The sequence below is a fragment of the Streptomyces sp. NPDC110618 genome (assembly GCF_055657065.1).
The window spans coordinates 25386-43212 of the sequence record NZ_JBVKBN010000019.1 but is presented as its reverse complement, the minus strand read 5'-3'; the positions used below and the strand labels follow the sequence as shown (position 1 = coordinate 43212).

The window sequence follows — 17827 nt, the reverse complement described above, 5'->3', positions numbered from 1 at the left end:
GGTGTAGTAATCCAGACGGTACTACAGCTGTAGTGAGACCGGTAGGTTGATCTCCATGTCCGTACGCACCGCCCGCGCCGCGCGCGCCGACCTCGTCGCCGACACCGCCCTGGCCCTGCTCGCCGAGCGCGGGATGCGCGGGCTGACCCACCGCGCGGTCGACGAGGCCGCCGCCCTCCCCCAGGGCTCCACCTCCAACGTGGCCCGCACCCGGCAGGCCCTGCTGGAGCTGGCGGTACGACGGCTGGCCGAGCGCGAGGCGCGGGTGCTGTCCCTGGAGGAGATGCCGGACCCGCGCGGCGGCCGGGACTCGCTGGTGGACGGCCTGGCCCTGGCCACCCACCGCTCCCTGACCCGCAACCGCGAACTGACGCTGGCCCGCTACGAACTGGCCCTGGAGGCCACCCGCCGCCCCGAGCTGCGCGCCTACTTCGACGCGACCGGCGCCCGCTTCCGCGACCAGCTCGGCGCGTTGGTCACCGCGATGGGCTCCACCGCCCCGGAGCGCCATGTGCTGTCGCTGGTGGCGTGGGCGGACGGGCTGATGTTCGCCTGTGTGGCGGGCTCCTTCAACGCCGAGCCGCCGGGCCTGGAGGAGGTACGCGCCGGGCTGAGCGAACTGCTCGACGGCATGTTCGGCCCCGCCTGAATTCGCTGGCCGGGCGAGGCCGGTTGGGCAAGGATGCCGCCATGACCGTAGAACGCCATGAACCCGCCACCACCGCCGACGAGCGCTCCATGCTGGAGGGCTGGCTGGACTACCACCGGCAGACCCTCGCCTGGAAGTGCGAGGGCCTGACCGAGGCCCAACTGCGCACCGCCTCCGTGGAGCCCTCCGAGCTGACCCTGATGGGGCTGGTGCGGCACATGGCCGAGGTGGAGCGGTACTGGTTCCACGAGATCCTGCTCGACGAGGACCTCGGGGTGCTCTACTCCTCCGAGCAGGACCCGGACGGCGAGTTCCACTTCACCGAGCGGGACACCTGGCAGGAGGCGCTCACCACCTGGCAGGCCGAGATCGCCCGGGCCCGGAGCAACGCGGCCCCGCTCGGCCTGGACGATCTCGCCAAGGGCACGAGCCGGTCCGGCGAACCCTTCAACCTCCGCTGGATCTACACCCACATGATCGAGGAGTACGCCCGCCACAACGGCCACGCCGACCTGGTGCGCGAGCGGGTGGACGGGGCCACCGGCGACTGACGTCACCCTCGGTGGGCGGGCGGCCTCCGTACGGGGCGGGAGATCACCCGTGCGGGGCATCCTGCGCCTGTCCGCTGTCCCGACCCGGGCCCGAGCCAGCAGAGTTGCGCAGGTGCATCGAACGACGACCACCGCCACGCTCCTGGTCACCGTGGCCGTCTCGGCCCTGTCGGGCTGTGTGACGGTCCAGCGCCCGCCCGCCTCCACGCCGGTCCGGGCGCCCGCCCAGCCGGCCGTGCCCCCACCGGCGGGCATTACGGAGCCGCAGATCGTGCAGGCACCGGCCCTGGAGGCGCTGGAACTCATCGGCCCGCCGCGCAGCCCGAAGCCCCGGCCGTCGGCTCCACCGCGCACCGCCCCGGCCGCCCCGCGACCGGCGGCCCCGCCCGCCCCGGCACCCGAACCGCCCCGTCCCGCCCGCCCGGCGCACCCCCGCCCCGAACGCCCCGCCGCGCCGCACCCCCGCATCGACCTCCCGGAGATCGAGGAGTCGGTACGGAAGAACACCGACGTCTGCGCCCTGGGCCGCAAGTACGGCGGCTGGCGCGCGGACAGCCCGGAGGCACGGATCTGCGAGCAGGCGTACGGGCGCTAGGAAACGGGACGGGCGTCAAAGGACCAGGCAGGGATCACGGATCCGGGCAGAGATCACGGATCCGGGCAGGGATCAGGCCCGTCGGCCTCCGGGCGGCCCCCATCCGGTGTCGCCCTCCCCGAGCCGCAGCTCCAGCCGGCTGATCGCCGCCCGTACGCCGTCGCCGTAGCTGTCCTCGGCCAGCGCGTCCGCCGCCGAGCGGGCCCGGCGCAGGTGGCTGCGGGCGGGGTCCGGGCGGCCGAGTTTGACGTAGTCGGCGGCGAGGTTCAAGTGCAGGGAGGGATACAGGGCCCGTACCGCGAGGGCTCCCTCGTGCTCGGCGAGGCGGTCGTCGGTGAGTTCCTCGGCGGCCGTGAGCGCCCGCAGGTCCCAGGCGAGTTCGTCGGCGGGTTCGTCCTGGGTGTCGGCCATGTAGTGGGCGAGGGTGCAGCGGTGCAGCGGGTCGCCGTCCTCGCCGATCTCGGCCCACAGGTCCAGGAAGCGGTGCCGGGCCTCCTCGCGGTCCCCCGCGTGATGCAGCATCACGACCTGCCCGATCCGTGTCATCACGGCATCCGGCGCCGTCCGCTCCTGTCGCTCCGTCACCGCGTCCTCCACACCTCACCGGTACTGGAGGCCGACGCTAGCCGCAGCCACCGACAATCCCGGCGAGGCGGGGCCGACCCATCAGATCGGCCCCGCTCCAGGTCAGCCCAGGTTCGGAATGCGCCAGTCGATGGGCTCGTGGCCCTGCGCCGCGACTGCCTCGTTGATCTGCGTGAAGGGGCGGGAGCCGAAGAACTTCTTGGCCGACAGCGGCGAGGGGTGCGCGCCCTTGACCACCACGTGCCGGGTCTCGTCGATCAGCGGGAGCTTCTTCTGCGCGTAGTTGCCCCACAGCACGAACACCGCCGGGTCGGGCCGTCCGGCCACCGCGCGGATGACCGCGTCGGTGAACTTCTCCCAGCCCTTGCCCTTGTGGGAGTTGGCCTCACCGGCGCGCACGGTGAGGACCGCGTTGAGCAGCAGCACGCCCTGCTGGGCCCACGGCATCAGATAGCCGTTGTCCGGCACCGGATGGCCCAGCTCCTCCTGCATCTCCTTGTAGATGTTGCGCAGGGAGGGCGGGGTCTTCACACCGGGCCGCACCGAGAAGCACAGGCCGTGGCCCTGCCCCTCGCCGTGGTACGGGTCCTGGCCGAGGATCAGGACCTTCACCTGGTCGAAGGGCGTGGCCTCCAGCGCCGCGAAGACCTCCTCGCGCGGGGGGTAGACGGGACCCTTGGCCCGCTCCTCCTCGACGAACTCCGTCAGCTCCTTGAAGTAGGGCTGCTGAAGTTCGTCGCCCAGAACCCCGCGCCAGGACTCGGGCAGCATGGCGATGTCGGTCACGTCAACTTCCTTCGGTGTGCGGTCACTACGACGTGCGCCGACACTCGGCGCACGTCGCTTCCTGACCACAGAACCTACCGGCGACCACTGACAACGCGCCCCGCCTGCTGCCCTTTTGGGCCGCTACCAGCTGGTCTTGCGGTAGAGGGTGCCCACCGTCATGATCGTCGACGGGTCGAGCGCCCGCTCCGCGCCGGCGATGTCGTTGTTGGCGGCCACGTACTGCCGGCCCTGCCACAGCGGGATCAGCCGGGCGTCCTCGACGAGGATCTTCTGGGCCTCCTCGAACTCCTTCTCCACGTTGGCCCGGTCGCTCTCCTGGCGCGAGCGCGGCAGCAGCTTGCCGGTGATCTCCGGCGCCGGGTAGGGCGTGCCGAGCGCGTTCTTGTCACCGACGAAGGGGGCGATGAAGTTGTCGGCGTCGGGGAAGTCGGGGGACCAGCCTCGGCCGAACACCGGGTACTCGCCCTCCAGGTAGCCCTGGACGTAGGTCTTCCACGGACGGCTCTTCAGGGTGACCTTGAACAGTCCGGAGCCCTCCAGCTGCTTCTTGATCTCCTCGAACTCCGCCTTGGTCTCGGAGCCGTAGCGGTCGGTGGTGAACCAGAGCGTCAGCGGCACCGTTTCGGTGATGCCGTCGTCGGCGAGGATCTGCTTGGCCTTGGAGTTGCTGGGCTGGCCGAAGTCGTCGAAGAAGCCCGTGGTGTGGCCGGTCAGGCCCTTGGGGACCATGGAGTACAGCGGCTCCACGGTGTCCTGGTAGACCTTGTGCGCGATGGCCGGGCGGTCCAGGACCTGGGCCACGGCCTTGCGGACGGCGGGCTTGGCGGCCCACGGGTCCTTGGGGTTGAAGACCAGGTAGCTGATCTGGGTGCTGGCGCTCTCGACGACCTGGAACTCCTTCTGCGACTCCCGCGTCTGGAGGGCGAGGATGTCGTCGGCGGTGATACCGCGGAAGGCGACGTCGAGCTCGTGCTCACGCAGCGAGCTGACCATTTCGCCGGAGTCCTGGAAGTAGCGGATGGTCACGGCGCTGCTCTTGCGCTCCGCGTACCCGTTGTAGTTGTCGTTGCGGACCAGCTCGGCCTTCTTGCCGTCCTCGTACGACTGGAGCGCGTACGGGCCGGAGCCGAGCACCTTGCCGTCCTCGCGCACCTTGTCGGCCGGGTAGCTGTCCGGGTCGACGATGGACATCGCGGGCGTGGCCAGCACGAACGGGAACGTGGCGTCCGGCTTGTTGAGGTGGAAGACGATCTCCCGGTCGTTCAGCGCCTGGACCCGGTCGAGGCTGCCCAGCAGACCGGCGGGACCGCCCTCGACGTCGATGTCCCGGATCCGGTCGATCGAGTACTTGACCGCCTTGGCGTCCAGCGAGTCGCCGTTGGAGAACTTCAGGCCCTCGCGCAGCTCGCAGCGGTACGTCTTGTTCGAGCTGTCGGTGAACTCGCAGCTCTCGGCGGCGTCCGGCTCCGGCGTGGAAGCGCCGTAGGGGTAACTGAGCAGCGTTTGGTAAATATTGCGGAACAGTTCCCAGGAGCTGTCCCATGACGCGGCCGGATCCAGCGTGCTGGGCGCGCTGGTGGTCCCCACGACGATCGGTCCCTCGTCCTCCGAAGAGTCCGACGAGAGGATTCCACATCCGGTCATCAGGGACGTTATGGACGCGATGGCCGCCACCTGCCGCAGGCATCGGTTCCGGTTGAACACGCGCACGCTCCTCGATCTGCCATACCAAGGGTCGGCAGACCATACCGCAGAGCCTGGCGAAATGAACCCGGTGTCTCACGCAGTTCTTGATCGATAAACCTGTGACTACGTTGTCAACACCGTTCAATATCTTCCGCTTGGACATCACGGCCCGCTCTGTACCGTTCCGGCGGCACGAATTCGGGCCCGCACCCCCGCCGGGAGGCACGGGCCCGGAGCGTGTCAGCCGACGCCGGCGTTGAGGAAGATCCCGCCGTCGACGACGAGGGTCTGACCGGTGACCCAGTCGGACTGCTCGGAGGTGAGGAAGGCGGCGGCGCCCCCGATGTCGGAGGGCACGCCGAGCCGCCCCAGCGGGTAGGCGGCGGCCGCCTCCGCCTCGCGGCCCTCGTACAGCGCCTGGGCGAACTTGGTCTTGACCACTGCCGGGGCGATGGCGTTGACCCGCACCTTGGGCGCGAACTCGTGCGCGAGCTGCTGGGTGAGGTTGATCAGCGCGGCCTTGCTGACGCCGTAGGCGGCGATGAAGGGCGAGGGCGCGATGCCCGCGACGGAGGCGATGTTGACGATCGCGCCGCCGTTTTCCTTCTGCCAGGCGTGCCAGGTCTTCTGCGCGAAGCCGAGGGCCGAGATGACATTGGTCTCGAACACCTTGCGGGCGACGCCCAGGTCCAGGTCGGCGATGGGGCCGAACACCGGGTTGGTCCCGGCGTTGTTGACCAGGAAGTCGACGCGGCCGAAGGCCTCCATGGTGCGCTCCACGGCGGCGGCCTGGTGGGCCTCGTCGTGGGCCTTGCCCGGGATGCAGATCGCGCGGTCCGAGCCGAGCTGCTCGACGGCCTCCTTGAGGGCGTCCTCGTTGCGGCCGGTGATGGCCACGCGGTCGCCGCGTGCGACGAGGGCCTCGGCCACGCCGTATCCGATACCGCGGCTGGCGCCCGTGATCAGGGCGACCTTGCCGCTCAGTTCCACCGAAGTCATGTGCCTGGTCCTTTAGTCGAGCGGTCCGCCGGCCACGTACAGCACCTGTCCGGAGACGAAGCCGGCCGCCTCGCCGGTGAAGAAGGCGATGGCGTTGGCGACGTCCTCGGGGCACCCGACGCGCTGGACGGGGATCTGGGTGGCGGCGGCGGCCTTGAAGTCCTCGAAGCCCATGCCGACGCGCTCGGCGGTGGCCGCCGTCATGTCGGTGGCGATGAAACCGGGGGCGACGGCGTTGGCGGTGATGCCGAACTTGCCGAGCTCGATGGCGAGGGTCTTGGTGAAGCCCTGCATACCGGCCTTGGCGGCGGAGTAGTTGGCCTGGCCGCGATTGCCGAGCGCGGACGACGAGGAGAGGTTGACGATCCGGCCGAACTTGGCGTCCACCATGTGCTTCTGACAGGCCTTCGACATCAGGAAGGCACCGCGCAGGTGGACGTTCAGGACGGTGTCCCAGTCGGACGCGCTCATCTTGAACAGCAGGTTGTCGCGCAGCACGCCCGCGTTGTTGACCAGGATCACCGGGGCGCCCAGCTCCTCGGCGATACGCGCGACGGCCGCCTCGACCTGCGTCTCGTCGGAGACGTCGCATCCCACCGCGAGCGCCTTGCCGCCCGCCGCGGTGATCTTCTCCACGGTGTCCTTGCAGGCGCCCTCGTCGAGGTCGATCACGGCGACGGCGTGGCCCTCGGCGGCCAGGCGTACGGCGGTGGCGGCGCCGATACCGCGCGCTGCGCCGGTGACGACGGCGACCCGCTGGTCAGTGCTGGACATTGGCTGCTTCTCCTCGCCCTTGGGGGTGCGGCTCCGCGGCCCGCCCATCTGGTGAGCGACCGCTTAGTACCTTCAGCAGACGTGACGCTAGAAGCCCTGGCACGCGGTGTCAACGGCACACCCTCACGTGTGATCCATTACCTGACCCCGCCCGGCCATGCTCCCGCAGCCGCCTGCCCGGAGCACCCGATCGGCCCCACTCGGCGCGTCCCCGCCCGGACCGGCGCCGTAGCGTCGACCGAGGCCTTCGAGGCCGGAGAGGAGGCGCGCCATGCGCCGTCGCACCGGGGCCGTCGGCACGCTGATCGCCATAGCCGCGATCGTGCCGCTGGCCGACATCGCCCACGCGCAGGACCTGGACTGCGCCGACTTCACGTACCAGGAGGACGCGCAGGCCGCGTACGACCGCGCCCCGGGCGACCCCCACCGACTCGACGAGGACAGTGGCCCGGACGACGGCATCGCCTGCGAGGTCCTGCCCCGACGCGGGACGGCCGCAGCCACCCCCGCCGCCCTCACCCCGACGCTCGGCGTCCGCGGCGGCCTGGGCGGCACGGCGGGCTCAGGCCTCGGCGGCTGGGAGACAGCAGCGGGCCTCGCCCTCGTCGCCGGGGGCGTCGGAGCGGCCGGCTACGCCGTCAGGCGCCGCCGCGCCTGACGCGGCGGAGTTCGGTACCCGGGTCCGCTGCCCAGCTCTCCCGCCACACCCGACGCGGACCGGCTCCCGCGCGGGAGCTGCGGTTGACCCGCGCTCCAGCGCCGCCCGGCGCGAACCGCTCCCGGGGCGCCCCGGCCTCGGGACGGCCCCCCTTACGAGCTGAAACGCCGCCCGCGCACCTGAGGCGTCGGATTCACCCGCCTCACCTGACCAGCAGCTGCAACAACCGTTCCGTCTCCGCCCCCGGGTCCGTCGTGAGGCCCGTGTGGACCGGGCCCGGCTGGACGATCGTGGAGCGGGGGGCGATGAGCCAGCGGAAGCGGCGGCCGGGGTCGTCCACGGCCGCCTGGCCCGCCGCGGGGCCGCCGGTGCACACGCGCTCCACCGCCGACAGGGCCGCGCGGATGCCCGGGACGTCCGCCTCGGGGTCCAGGGCGAGGAGGCGGGACTCGTCGAGGTGGGTGCGGGCGCCGACGTAGGACTTGGCCCGGCAGTAGACCAGTACCCCGGCGTTGATGCACTCGCCGCGCTCCACGCGGGGCACGACGCGCAGCAGGGCGTACTCGAAGACCTCGCGCTCGCCCGGGCCCCCCTTGATGAAGTGGCGGTCGTCGGTCACCGGGTTCCCTCGATTCGCTCGTGGATGACGGCACAGCGGGCCAGCAGGGGCCGCGCGTAGGCGCGCCGCAGCTCGTCCGGGGCGTCGAAGCCGGGCTCGTCGGCCAGCCAGGCGTCCGGGATCTCGGCCATGACCTCGGCGAGCAGGTCCTCGGTGACGCGGGGCGCCAACTCGGCGGCGGCGCCCGCCACATCGGGACCGAAGGACACCAGCGCGTGGTCGGAGGCGTCGTACGCGCGCGCCGCCGACGCCTCGGCGCCCCGCCAGTTGTGCTGCCAGATCATCGTCGCGCCGTGGTCGATCAGCCACAACTCCCCCTGCCACATGAGCAGATTGGGGTTGCGCCAGGACCGGTCGACGTTGTTGACCAGCGCGTCGAACCACACGATCCGCCCGGCCTCCTCGGGACTCACCGGGAACGCCAGCGGGTCGAAGCCGAGCGCGCCGGACAGGAAATCCATGCCCAGGTTCTCGCCACCGCTCCCCCGCAGCAGATCCTGCACCTGCTGCTCGGGCTCCCCCAGCCCCAGCACGGGATCGACGTCCACGGTCACCAGCCGCGGCACCCGGAACCCCAGCCGCCGCGCCAGCTCCCCGCACACCACCTCGGCGACCAGCGTCTTGCGTCCCTGACCGGCGCCCCGGAACTTCAGCACGTACGTGCCGAGATCGTCGGCCTCGACGAGCCCCGGTAGCGAGCCGCCCTCCCGCAGAGGCGTGATGAACCGGGTCGCGATGACTTCCTTGAGCATCGCCCCAGGTTATAGGCGTCGTGAACACGGAACCCGCGCCGCCCGTACCTGAGGGCGCAAGGCGTACCTCCGTGGAAGGGAAGACCTGCATGACCAGCGAACCGCTCCACCCCGTCACGCCCCCGAGCCGCCGTACCGTGGTGGCGGCCGTCGGCGCCGTGGGTTTCTCCCTCGCGCTGAACGCGTGCGGGTCGGAGGACCAGAACTCGTCGGGGTCCTCCGGAGCGGCCGGGGCCGCCGAGGCACCTGAAACCACCGAAGCCGCCGAAGCCGCCGAAGCCGCCGGGACGGTCGTGGCGAAGACCTCGGACATCCCGGAGGGCGGCGGCAAGATCCTCAAGGAGCACAAGGTCGTGGTCACCCAGCCGGCCGCGGGCACCTTCAAGGCGTTCTCCTTCGAGTGCACCCACCAGGGCTGCCCGGTGACCGGCATCGCGGACGGCGCCATCACCTGCCCGTGCCACAACAGCCGGTTCTCCATCGAGGACGGCAGTGTGCAGAAGGGCCCGGCCACCCAGCCCCTGCCCGCCCGCGAGGTCTCGGTCTCCGGCGACTCGATCACACTGACCTGAGCCGCCGGTCCTGCCGCAGCGCCGCCAGTACCTCGTCGGTGGTCGTCAGCGTGGCGACCAGCGCGAGGGTGTGCCGGATCATCGCGGGCGTGTACTCGGCGGGCACCCCGGCGATCGCGTCGGTGGGCACCACGGCGGTGTAGCCGCGGTTGACGGCGTCGAACACGGCGTTGGGGATCGCCACGTTGGCCGAGACCCCGGTCACGACCAGCGTGCGGCAGCCGAGGTTGCGCAGCAGGGCGTCGACATCGGTGCCCTGGACCGGCGACAGTCCGTGCAGCCGTCGTACGACGAAGTCCTCCTCGGTGACCTCGATGGGGGCGGCGACGCGCACCGCGGTGGTGCCGGACAACTGCTGGACGGGGAGCCGTTCGGCCGCCCGGAACAGGCGGGCGTTGCGGTTGGCGCCGCGCCCGTCGGGACGCCGCTCGGCGATCGCGTGGATCACCTGGAGCCCGCATTCGTGCGCACCGGACACCAGCCGGGCCACGTTGGCGAGGGCCCCGGAGGACCGGGCCTCCTTGGCGAGTTCGGGCAGCGCGCTGTCCGGTCCGACGACCCCCTGCTGGCACTCGACGGTGAGCAGCACGGTGTGCGCGGGGTCGAGGAGTTCGCTGAGCTGGTCGTACGACGGCATGGTGCCCCCTGGTCGCCGACGGGCTGGAGCGGGCGAGACTAACCACCATTGCGTGCGGACGGAAGACGGCCCATTCTTGAGCCCATCCTTTTCTGACGTGATGTCAGAGGATCTCCTCTGGCACGACGTGGGAGAAAGAGGGGGGACGCATGACCGTCACTCAGCGCCGGGGCCGGAAGATCATGATGACTCCGGGGGAACTGGACGAGTTCCTGTACACCCAGCGCACCTGCCGGGTCGCCACGGTGTCCGCCGACGGCGCCCCGCACGTCAGCACGCTCTGGTTCGCCTGGGACGGCACCTCGATCTGGCTGTACTCGGTGGTGCGCAGCAAGCGCTGGACCCAGCTGCGCCGCGACCCGCGGGTCGCCGTCGTGGTCGACACGGGTGAGGAGTACGACGAGCTGCGGGGTGTGGAGCTGTCCGGGACGGTGGAGTTCGTGGGCGAGATCCCGCGCACCGGCGAGCTGTGCGCCGAACTCGACGCGATCGAGACGCTGTTCGCGCGGAAGAACTTCCGTCTGGAGGAGATGCCGCACGACGGCCGCCACGCGTGGATGCGCCTGACCCCGGAGAAGATCGTGTCCTGGGACTTCAGGAAGCTGGGCCAGAACCGGAGTTAGCGCCGGAGTTGGCACCGGAGTCAGAACCGGAGTTGGCCCGGACCCGCTCCCCCGCCGCCCGCAGCGCGTCCACCGCCGCGCGGATCGACGGCCGCCGGTCGGCGTCGGCCCTCCAGACGACGTACACATGCCGCCGCACCCGCTGCTTCAGCGGTACGGCGACCACTCCGGGCGGCATCGGGTCGCGGCCCAGCAGCGGGACGACGCACACGCCGAGCCCCGCCGAGACGAGCCCGAGCTGGGTGTGGGTCTCGGCCGCGCGGTGGCCGACGATCGGCTCGATGCCCTTGGAGCGCAGGGTGAACATCAGCCACTCGTGGCAGAACTCGCCCTGCCCCCAGGTGATCCACTCGTCCTCGGCGAAGTCGGCGAGGTCCACCTCGGCGCGGTCCGCGAAGCGGTGGCCGACCGGCATCGCCACGTCGGCCGGGTCGTCCAGGATCGGCGCCTTGACCAGGCCGTCGGGGAGCGGCATCGGCTTGTTGTACCAGTCGAGGACCACGGCCAGATCGAGGTCGCCGCGGACCACTCCGGCGACGCCGTTCTCCGGTTCCAGCTCGCAGGAGCGCAGCCGCAGTGCCGGGTGCTCGGCGCGCAGGGCGGCCAGTGCGGCCGGGAACAGTCCGCGGGCGGCGGTCGGGAACGCGGCGATCCGCAGCTCGCCCGCGACCTGGCCGCGCTGGGCCTCCAGGTCGGCCTGGGCCAGCTCGACCTGGGACAGGATCCGCGCCGCGTGCTCGGCGAGCAGCCGTCCGGCGTCGGTGAGCCGGACGCCCCGGCCGTTCTTGGCGAGCAGCTGCTGGCCGACCTCGCGCTCCAGCTTGGACATCTGCTGGGAGACGGCGGAGGTGGTGATGTGCAGGCCCTCGGCGGCGCCGCTGACCGAGCCGTGCCGGGCGAGGGCGTCGAGGGTGCGCAGGCGCTCCAGATTCAACATGTAAGCAATGCTACGAGATATGGCTCGCGAATTCTCGCTTGTGCTACGAGGTGTGGATATCGCACCCTGATCGCATGACCCGCTCCCGTGCGCTGCTCGACTGGCGTCTGCGTTTCGCCGCCCTCTCCCTGATCTGGGGTTTCAGCTTCCTGCTCATCAAGGTGGGCACCGACGGCTACGCCCCCTTCCAGGTCACCTTCGGACGGCTGCTGTTCGGCGCCGCGGTGCTGGTGGTGGCGATGGTGATACGCCGGGACGGCCTCCCGCGCGGGGCGCGCACGTGGGGTCATCTGACGGTGGCGGCCCTCCTGCTGAACGCGGCGCCGTTCTCCCTCTTCGCCTACGCGGAGCTGACAATCCCGTCCACCCTCGCGGGCATCTGCAACGCCACCTCGCCCCTGTGGGGCATGGCCCTGTCCCTGGTGGCCCTTTCCGAGGACCGCCCCACCCGCCTGCGCGTGGCGGGCCTCGGCCTCGGCTTCCTGGGCGTCCTCACGGTCCTCGGCGCCTGGCAGGGCTTCGAGGGCATGGACGCCCGCGGCACGGCGATGGCCCTGCTGGCCTCGCTCTGCTACCCCATCGGCTGGATCTACGTCCGCCGCACCCTGGCAGGTTCGAGCCACTCGAACCTCTCCCTGACGGGCGCCCAGCTGCTCCTGGCCACCCTGCAACTGGCCGTCGTCACCCCCCTGTTCACCACGGCCCCCTCCGGCTTCCCGCTCCTCCCCCTCCTCGCGATCGCCGCCCTGGGCGCCCTCGGCACCGGCTTCGCGGTCCTCCTCCAGTACGGCCTGGTGACCGAGGTCGGCCCGACGACGGCCCAGATGGTCACGTACTTCATCCCGGTCATCGCCACGGCGGCGGGCGTCACGCTGCTGGACGAACCGCTGACCTGGTCGACCCCGGTGGGCGCCCTGATCGTGCTGGCGGGCGCCGCGCTGACCCAGGTACGTCCGCGGCGGCAGGCGCCCGTCGAGCCCGAGCCCGCGTCGACGCGCGAGCGCGCCGAAGCGGTGTCGTAGTACCCCCTAGACCCCGCTGCCCGCCGCGGGCCGCACGGCCAGGGCGATGGCATCGGCCAAGGGCCGGACCTCGTCGTCCCTCAGCGTCGAGACCGTCACGCGCATTCCGGGACCGGAGGTGAGGCGGAAGCGCGCCCCCGGGGCGACGGCCCACCCCGCGTGGAGGAGGCGGGAGACGGCACCCGTCTCGTCGGGGACCGGGATCCAGACGTTCATGCCGGTGCGTCCCCGCGCGGGGACGCCGCGTTCGGCGAGGGCGTTGATGAGCATGCGGCGGCGGGTGCCGTACGCGGACGCCACCGCCTTCGTGTCGACCGCGCCGTCCGTCCAGAGCCGCACCACGGCCCGCTGGACGGTCAGGCTCACCCACCCGGGACCGAGGCGCTGGCGGCCGCGTACGCGGTCGACGGTGACCTCGTCGCCGGCGAGCACCGCGAGCCGCAGATCCGGGCCGTACGCCTTCGCCGTGGACCGCAGGAAGGCCCAGTGGCGGGTGGCTCCGGCGAGCGGATGGAGGGGGAGCTCGACATTCGCGTAGCCGTGGTCGTCCTCGATCAGCAGGGTCCCCGGATGCTCCCGGAGCACAGACCGCAGCGCACGCGCGCGTGCCGCGCTCACCGCGGCGCCGGTCGGGTTCTGGGCCCGGTCGGTGACGATCAGGGCGCGCGCCCCGGCGCCGAGCACGCGCCGTACGTCGTCGGGGAGCGGCCCCTCGTCGTCGACGCCCACGGGTGCCGTGCGCAGTCCGAGCGCCGGGACGAGGTCGAGGGCGCTGCGCCACCCGGGGTCCTCGACGGCGACGGTGTCCCCCGGCCGCACATGGGCGGCGAGGACCCGCTCGATGGCGTCCAGGGAGCCGGAGGTGACGGCCACGGGCCCCTCGGGCACCCCGTCGGCGTCCAGTTCGGCCCGCGCGATGCGCACCAGCTCGGGGTCCAGGGGCTCGTCGCCGTACAGGACCGGCGCCCGGTCGCCCTGTTCCGCCGCCGCCGCGAAGGCGGGAGCCAGCGGGGGCAGCAGCGCCGGGTCGGGGTTGCCGTCGGCCAGGTCGCGCACTCCGGCGGGGACGTCCGTACGGACGTACTCACGGGCCGTGGTGGCCGGTTTCGGCCGCACCCTGCTGCCCCGGCGCCCGGCGGTCTCGATGACCCCGCGCTCGCGCAGGATGCGATAGGCGGCCGCGACCGTATTGGGATTCACGCCCAGCTCGACCGCCAACTCCCGCATGGGCGGCAGCGGTTGTCCCGGCTCCAGCGCGCCGGAGCCGACCGCGCCCTCGATGTCGGCCGCAATCTCGGCTGCGCGCCGACCTGTGATCCGATATTCTCCTAGCACAAACTAGATTATGCACTAGTGCAATACTCACGGCAAGGGGAGACCGCCATGCAGGGCACGCAGCCGCAGATATCCGAGCCCACCGCCTACGAGCCCACCGAGCGCACGGTCCCCACCCGCTCCGCCGACCGGGCGTCGTACGACAGTGAACTGGTGCACTCGATACTCGACGAGGCGTACGTCTGCCATCTCGGCTTCGTCCGCGACGGCGCCCCGGTGGTGCTGCCTACGCTCTTCGGCCGGGTCGGCGACCGGTTGTACGTGCACGGCTCGACCGGCTCGCGCCCGCTGCGGATGGCGGGGCAGGCGGACCCGGGCCTGGCGGTGTGCCTGACGGTCACGCACGTGGACGCGCTGATCCTGGCCCGGTCGGCCTTCCACCACTCGATCAACTACCGGTCCGTGGTGGTGCACGGCATCGCCCACGACGTGACGGACCCGGAGGAGAAGCGGCTCGCCCTCGACGCCCTGGTCGACCATGTCGTACCGGGCCGCTCGGCGGACTCCCGGCCCGCCAACAAGAAGGAGCTGGCCGCCACCGCCGTCATCCGCCTCGACCTCAACGAGGTCTCCGCCAAGCTCCGCACCGGCGGCGTCAACGACGAGCCCGAGGACCTCGCCCTGCCGTACTGGGCCGGCGTGGTCCCGCTGCGCAAGGGCTACGAGACCCCGATCGACGACTCGGCTCTCGCGCCGGGCACCGAGGTCCCCGTCTACCTCAGGTGACCCTCGGCCGCCGGTTCCCGCTCGGCGCCACCGCTCGCCACCGGTTCGACGGACCCCTTGCTCGGGGCCGAGGACTGGGCGATGAAGGCGCCGAGCAGGACCACCGCACCGCCGATGATCTGCGGGGCGGACAGGTGCTCGCCGAGCAGCACCCAGGCCAGTACGGTCGCGATGACCGCTTCCAGACAGGCGACGACACCCGCGACCTGCGGGGAGAGCCGCCGCACCGAGACCACGCCGGTGACATAGGCGAGGACGGTGGCGATCAGCACGATCCAGGACAGCAGCAGCGCCGCCGCGACCGGGGTTCCGTTCATCTGGGCGCTGTCCCCGAGCACGGACCACTCCATCGACCAGGGGCGGGCGATCACGGTGAGCACGGCGGCGCCGACGAGCAGGCCGTAGGCGATGACCCCGAGCGGGTCGGGGGCGTCGTCGGCCGAGTCGGCGCCCTGGTCGGACAGGACGAAGTAGCCGACCTGGCAGCAGGCCGCACCGAGCGCGAGCAGCAGGCCGAGCACGTCGAAGCTGAGGCCCGCCCACACCTCGACGACACAGGCGAGGCCGCCCACCGCGAGGACGACACCGAGGGCCGCGGCCCGCGTCACCGGACGCCGCTGCACGAACCGCACCCAGCCCAGCACCAGGGCGGGCGCGAGGTACTCCACGAGCAGCGCGACGCCGACCGGGATACGGGAGATGGAGGCGAAGTAGAAGGCCTGTACACCGGCCACGCCGAGCAGGCCGAACCCGGCCAGCAGCGCGGGGCGGCGGCGCACCAGGTCCCGGTGCCGCACGGCGAGCGGCAGCATCACCAGGGCCGCCCCGGCCACCCGGAGCCACACCACGTGCAGGGGGTCGAGCCCCGCTTCGATCAGCGGCTTGGCCGCGACACCGGATCCCCCGAAGGCGAGCGCGGACACCAGGGCGAGGCCGAGCCCCATTCCCCTGCCGCTGCGGCCGTGGCTGCTTTCAGACGTACGCACCGGCACATGATGACAGGCGTTGACATGAGCGTCACCCCCAATGACACCTGTCTCAATGTGCGGACGGTCACGGCCCGCTCAGCAGCCGCCGTCGTGGGCGTAGTTCTCGGGGCGGCTCTCGATCCGGGCGTAGAGTTCGCGCGCGTCGACCCCGGCGCGGTCGAGCACCTCGACGGCCCGCGCGTCCTTGTCGACGCAGATCGCGGCGAGCAGGTCGACACCGCGCGCGGGTTCGCCGCCGCGGCTCGCGGCGCGGGCGCAGGCGTACTCCAGCGCGCCCGCGGCCAGCGGTGAGAACCCGTCGGCCTCGCTCACCACGGGGACGGACCCGGAGTCCTCGACGCTGCCCTGCCAGCGCAGGCCGTAGCCGATGCTGCGCTGGACGAGATAGCCGAGCAGCCGGGCGATCCGGGGCCCGCCGTCGAACACGGACCGCACCTCGGGGTCGTGCTCCAGCAGGGAGTGCAGCAGATGGGCGGTGTCGGCCTGGCGGTCGCCGTCGCGCACCGCGCGGCGGCGGGCGGCGGCGATCACCGCTGCCAGTTCGGCGCTGAGCCGGGCATCGTCGTCCGTGAGCCCTCCGGCCTGGTGGGTGTCCGGCCGGCGGGGGAAGCGGGGTTGCACATCCTCACCCCATCAGCCCCGGCACTCGGGGTCATCCGCGGTGCGATGCATTTCGGCGTCCCACACAGAGTGGACTCGGGCAGCCGGAATCTCCTCCTTGGGGATGACATCACGCCCGGACCACCCCTACCGGCGCGCGCCGCCTTGCCTCGCGCCCGGGGCGCAACCATGGCGCCTTCCCGCACGTCCAACTGGTGCATGGAGAGCAGGTGCTGGCTGGTCGCGCTGCCGGCCGTCGACGGCAGACAGTACGTCTACCGGGTCTACGCCCCGGAGGACGCGCTGCCCGCCGACCTGTTCTGGGACGCCTGGCACTGCCACGACGAGAGTGCCCACCCGCGCGCGTGGGACGTGTTCGACGCGGCTCTCATACGCCTCGTCGGCTGAAACCCGCCATGGCCCACGGCCTCCACACTTCCTGACGGTTCATCAGTATTGAATGTTCCGGGCCCTGCGGCTACGTTCCGCGACACCGTAGCCCGAGTCGAAGGGGTGGTCGCATGGCCGAGATCAGCGCGGAGGCACGGATCGGGGCACCGGCCGACAAGGTGTGGGCGCAACTCGTCGACTGGCCCGCGTACGGCGAGTGGAACGCGACCCACACCAGCTTCCCGGGCGGCGGTCCGACGGCGCTCGAAGTGGGCGGGACCTTCCAGGAGAACATGAAGCTGATGGGCTTCCCGGCCGAGGTCGAGTGGACGATCGAGCAGCTCGAACCGTCCCGGGTCCTGGGCCTGCGCGGCAAGGGACCGATGGCGGTGAGCGTGGCCACCCGCTACACCCTGGTGCCGGACGGGGACGCGACGACCGTCCGTATCGACGGCGAGTTCACCGGCGCCGCGGTGTCATTGATGGCGGGCCGCCTGAAGGACTCGGGGACGGCGGCGCTGAACGAGTCGCTGCGCAAGCTGGCGGGGCTGGTGACGTGACGCGTGAGGGCGCCCCCGCGCGGGGGCGCCCTCAACTGCGGCGGGAAGGCCGTCAGTCGTCCTCGTCAGCGAGGATCAGGTACAGCTTCTTGCGCGCTTCGTTGATCACCGTGATCGCCTTCTCGCGCTGTTCCTTGCTGCCGGTCTTCCAGACCTGCCCGAAGGCCTCCATCAGCCCGAACCCGGCCTGCCGAATGTCGTTCACGGCCTCCCAGTCGACCCCGCGGGAGGCCTCCTCCCAGGGCGCCTCGGACCCCTCGTCGGCGGCGCTGCGGCCGGCCTCGGTGAGGGAGAACAGCTTCTTGCCGCCCTCGCTCTCACTGACGATCAGCCCCTCGTCCTCCAGCAACTGGAGGGTCGGGTACACCGAGCCGGGGCTGGGCTTCCACGCGCCGCCGCTGCGCTCGGCGATCTCCTGGATCATCTCGTAGCCGTGCATGGGCCGTTCCTTGAGCAGGGCCAGGATCGAGGCCCGCACATCACCGCGCCGCGCCCTCCCCCGGGGTCCACCCCGCCCCCTGGGCCCCCAAGGTCCAGGTCCGGGCCCACCGCCGAAGCCGGGCGGCCCACCGAAACCGGGACCACCCGGCCCGAACGGCCCGAAGGCGGCCCGCAGCCCCTCGAAACCACCACGGCCGCGACGACCGGCACCACCGCATCCACGCTCGTATCCATGGGCATGCATCACGATCACTCCATTCCATCGTTGATCTGTCGCGATGCGTCAACGATATATCGGAAACTCTCTTACGACAAGCCCCTGCCCCGCCGCGTAGTCT

At 71.7% G+C, this 17827-nt stretch carries 23 protein-coding genes; 10 read left to right on the top strand and 13 right to left on the bottom strand.

Going from position 1 to position 17827, the window contains the following annotated elements; all coding sequences use genetic code 11:
* Nucleotides 1-55 precede the first annotated feature (55 nt).
* From ACZ7L7_RS28135 to ACZ7L7_RS28125, 3 genes are all read left to right on the top strand, one after another.
* Complete coding sequence (locus tag ACZ7L7_RS28135) at nt 56-649, top strand: TetR/AcrR family transcriptional regulator (RefSeq protein WP_472077579.1); 594 nt, start codon at nt 56-58, stop codon at nt 647-649.
* 41 nt (nt 650-690) lie between these two features.
* Nucleotides 691-1200 carry a DinB family protein gene (locus ACZ7L7_RS28130; protein ID WP_285515049.1) on the top strand — a complete coding sequence of 170 codons (510 nt, stop codon included), beginning with the start codon at nt 691-693 and terminating at the stop codon, nt 1198-1200.
* Nucleotides 1201-1312: 112 nt separating this feature from the next.
* Nucleotides 1313-1795 (top strand): hypothetical protein, encoded by a 483-nt coding sequence (locus tag ACZ7L7_RS28125; RefSeq protein WP_285515050.1) that lies wholly within the window; start codon nt 1313-1315, stop codon nt 1793-1795.
* Nucleotides 1796-1867: 72 nt separating this feature from the next.
* Here ACZ7L7_RS28125 and ACZ7L7_RS28120 read toward each other — a convergent pair whose 3' ends face one another.
* From ACZ7L7_RS28120 to fabG, 5 genes are all read right to left on the bottom strand, one after another.
* On the bottom strand, nt 1868-2380 hold the full coding sequence (locus ACZ7L7_RS28120) for a hypothetical protein (RefSeq protein WP_093724706.1): 513 nt from the start codon (nt 2378-2380) through the stop codon (nt 1868-1870).
* Between the two features lie 102 nt (nt 2381-2482).
* Entirely contained in the window at nt 2483-3166 is a 684-nt protein-coding gene (gene ung / locus ACZ7L7_RS28115; protein WP_093724688.1) for a uracil-DNA glycosylase, read from the bottom strand.
* Nucleotides 3167-3289: 123 nt separating this feature from the next.
* Nucleotides 3290-4873, bottom strand: coding sequence for an ABC transporter substrate-binding protein (locus ACZ7L7_RS28110; RefSeq protein WP_472077578.1), 1584 nt, complete (start codon nt 4871-4873; stop codon nt 3290-3292).
* Between the two features lie 222 nt (nt 4874-5095).
* The gene (locus tag ACZ7L7_RS28105; protein ID WP_285515054.1) at nt 5096-5854 is read right to left on the bottom strand and encodes an SDR family oxidoreductase; all 759 of its coding nucleotides are present in this window, start codon (nt 5852-5854) and stop codon (nt 5096-5098) included.
* Nucleotides 5855-5866: 12 nt separating this feature from the next.
* Nucleotides 5867-6628 carry a 3-oxoacyl-ACP reductase FabG gene (gene fabG / locus ACZ7L7_RS28100; protein WP_471431892.1) on the bottom strand — a complete coding sequence of 254 codons (762 nt, stop codon included), beginning with the start codon at nt 6626-6628 and terminating at the stop codon, nt 5867-5869.
* A gap of 271 nt (nt 6629-6899) precedes the next feature.
* Here fabG and ACZ7L7_RS28095 point away from each other — a divergent pair, with 271 nt between their 5' ends.
* Nucleotides 6900-7286 carry an excalibur calcium-binding protein gene (locus tag ACZ7L7_RS28095; protein ID WP_471431893.1) on the top strand — a complete coding sequence of 129 codons (387 nt, stop codon included), beginning with the start codon at nt 6900-6902 and terminating at the stop codon, nt 7284-7286.
* A 202-nt stretch (nt 7287-7488) separates the two neighbouring features.
* Here ACZ7L7_RS28095 and ACZ7L7_RS28090 read toward each other — a convergent pair whose 3' ends face one another.
* Complete coding sequence (locus ACZ7L7_RS28090) at nt 7489-7905, bottom strand: DUF3037 domain-containing protein (RefSeq protein ID WP_285515057.1); 417 nt, start codon at nt 7903-7905, stop codon at nt 7489-7491.
* Nucleotides 7902-8657 (bottom strand): HipA family kinase, encoded by a 756-nt coding sequence (locus tag ACZ7L7_RS28085; protein WP_453603928.1) that lies wholly within the window; start codon nt 8655-8657, stop codon nt 7902-7904. The genes ACZ7L7_RS28090 and ACZ7L7_RS28085 overlap by 4 nt, the downstream gene beginning before the upstream one ends.
* An 89-nt stretch (nt 8658-8746) precedes the next feature.
* Here ACZ7L7_RS28085 and ACZ7L7_RS28080 point away from each other — a divergent pair, with 89 nt between their 5' ends.
* A complete protein-coding gene (locus tag ACZ7L7_RS28080; RefSeq protein ID WP_472077577.1) occupies nt 8747-9229 on the top strand; it encodes a Rieske (2Fe-2S) protein in 483 nt (160 codons plus the stop codon).
* Here the strand turns inward: ACZ7L7_RS28080 and ACZ7L7_RS28075 are convergent.
* Complete coding sequence (locus ACZ7L7_RS28075) at nt 9216-9866, bottom strand: cysteine hydrolase family protein (protein ID WP_285515060.1); 651 nt, start codon at nt 9864-9866, stop codon at nt 9216-9218. The two genes, ACZ7L7_RS28080 and ACZ7L7_RS28075, sit on opposite strands and share 14 nt — an antisense overlap.
* 149 nt (nt 9867-10015) lie before the next feature.
* Here ACZ7L7_RS28075 and ACZ7L7_RS28070 point away from each other — a divergent pair, with 149 nt between their 5' ends.
* The gene (locus ACZ7L7_RS28070; protein WP_285515061.1) at nt 10016-10489 is read left to right on the top strand and encodes a pyridoxamine 5'-phosphate oxidase family protein; all 474 of its coding nucleotides are present in this window, start codon (nt 10016-10018) and stop codon (nt 10487-10489) included.
* Here the strand turns inward: ACZ7L7_RS28070 and ACZ7L7_RS28065 are convergent.
* Entirely contained in the window at nt 10461-11426 is a 966-nt protein-coding gene (locus ACZ7L7_RS28065) for a LysR family transcriptional regulator (protein WP_285515062.1), read from the bottom strand. The two genes, ACZ7L7_RS28070 and ACZ7L7_RS28065, sit on opposite strands and share 29 nt — an antisense overlap.
* A gap of 74 nt (nt 11427-11500) precedes the next feature.
* Here ACZ7L7_RS28065 and ACZ7L7_RS28060 point away from each other — a divergent pair, with 74 nt between their 5' ends.
* Complete coding sequence (locus ACZ7L7_RS28060) at nt 11501-12448, top strand: DMT family transporter (protein ID WP_285515063.1); 948 nt, start codon at nt 11501-11503, stop codon at nt 12446-12448.
* 6 nt (nt 12449-12454) lie between these two features.
* On the opposite strand, the gene ACZ7L7_RS28055 is transcribed toward ACZ7L7_RS28060, so the two are convergent.
* Nucleotides 12455-13783, bottom strand: coding sequence for an aminotransferase class I/II-fold pyridoxal phosphate-dependent enzyme (locus tag ACZ7L7_RS28055; protein ID WP_472077576.1), 1329 nt, complete (start codon nt 13781-13783; stop codon nt 12455-12457).
* Between the two features lie 48 nt (nt 13784-13831).
* Between ACZ7L7_RS28055 and ACZ7L7_RS28050 the strand changes: the two genes are divergently transcribed.
* Entirely contained in the window at nt 13832-14509 is a 678-nt protein-coding gene (locus tag ACZ7L7_RS28050) for a pyridoxamine 5'-phosphate oxidase family protein (protein WP_472077575.1), read from the top strand.
* Here the strand turns inward: ACZ7L7_RS28050 and ACZ7L7_RS28045 are convergent.
* Nucleotides 14497-15501, bottom strand: a complete 1005-nt coding sequence (locus ACZ7L7_RS28045) for an EamA family transporter (RefSeq protein ID WP_285515066.1) — start codon at nt 15499-15501, stop codon at nt 14497-14499. The two genes, ACZ7L7_RS28050 and ACZ7L7_RS28045, sit on opposite strands and share 13 nt — an antisense overlap.
* Before the next feature lie 72 nt (nt 15502-15573).
* Entirely contained in the window at nt 15574-16119 is a 546-nt protein-coding gene (locus ACZ7L7_RS28040) for a Clp protease N-terminal domain-containing protein (protein ID WP_471431898.1), read from the bottom strand.
* 198 nt (nt 16120-16317) lie between these two features.
* On the opposite strand from ACZ7L7_RS28040, the gene ACZ7L7_RS28035 reads away from it, so the two are divergent.
* Both ACZ7L7_RS28035 and ACZ7L7_RS28030 read left to right on the top strand, forming a co-directional pair.
* Nucleotides 16318-16506 (top strand): hypothetical protein, encoded by a 189-nt coding sequence (locus tag ACZ7L7_RS28035; protein WP_285515068.1) that lies wholly within the window; start codon nt 16318-16320, stop codon nt 16504-16506.
* A gap of 113 nt (nt 16507-16619) precedes the next feature.
* On the top strand, nt 16620-17048 hold the full coding sequence (locus ACZ7L7_RS28030; protein WP_285515069.1) for a type II toxin-antitoxin system Rv0910 family toxin: 429 nt from the start codon (nt 16620-16622) through the stop codon (nt 17046-17048).
* A 52-nt stretch (nt 17049-17100) separates the two neighbouring features.
* Here ACZ7L7_RS28030 and ACZ7L7_RS28025 read toward each other — a convergent pair whose 3' ends face one another.
* Entirely contained in the window at nt 17101-17733 is a 633-nt protein-coding gene (locus ACZ7L7_RS28025; protein ID WP_285515070.1) for a PadR family transcriptional regulator, read from the bottom strand.
* Nucleotides 17734-17827 lie beyond the last annotated feature (94 nt).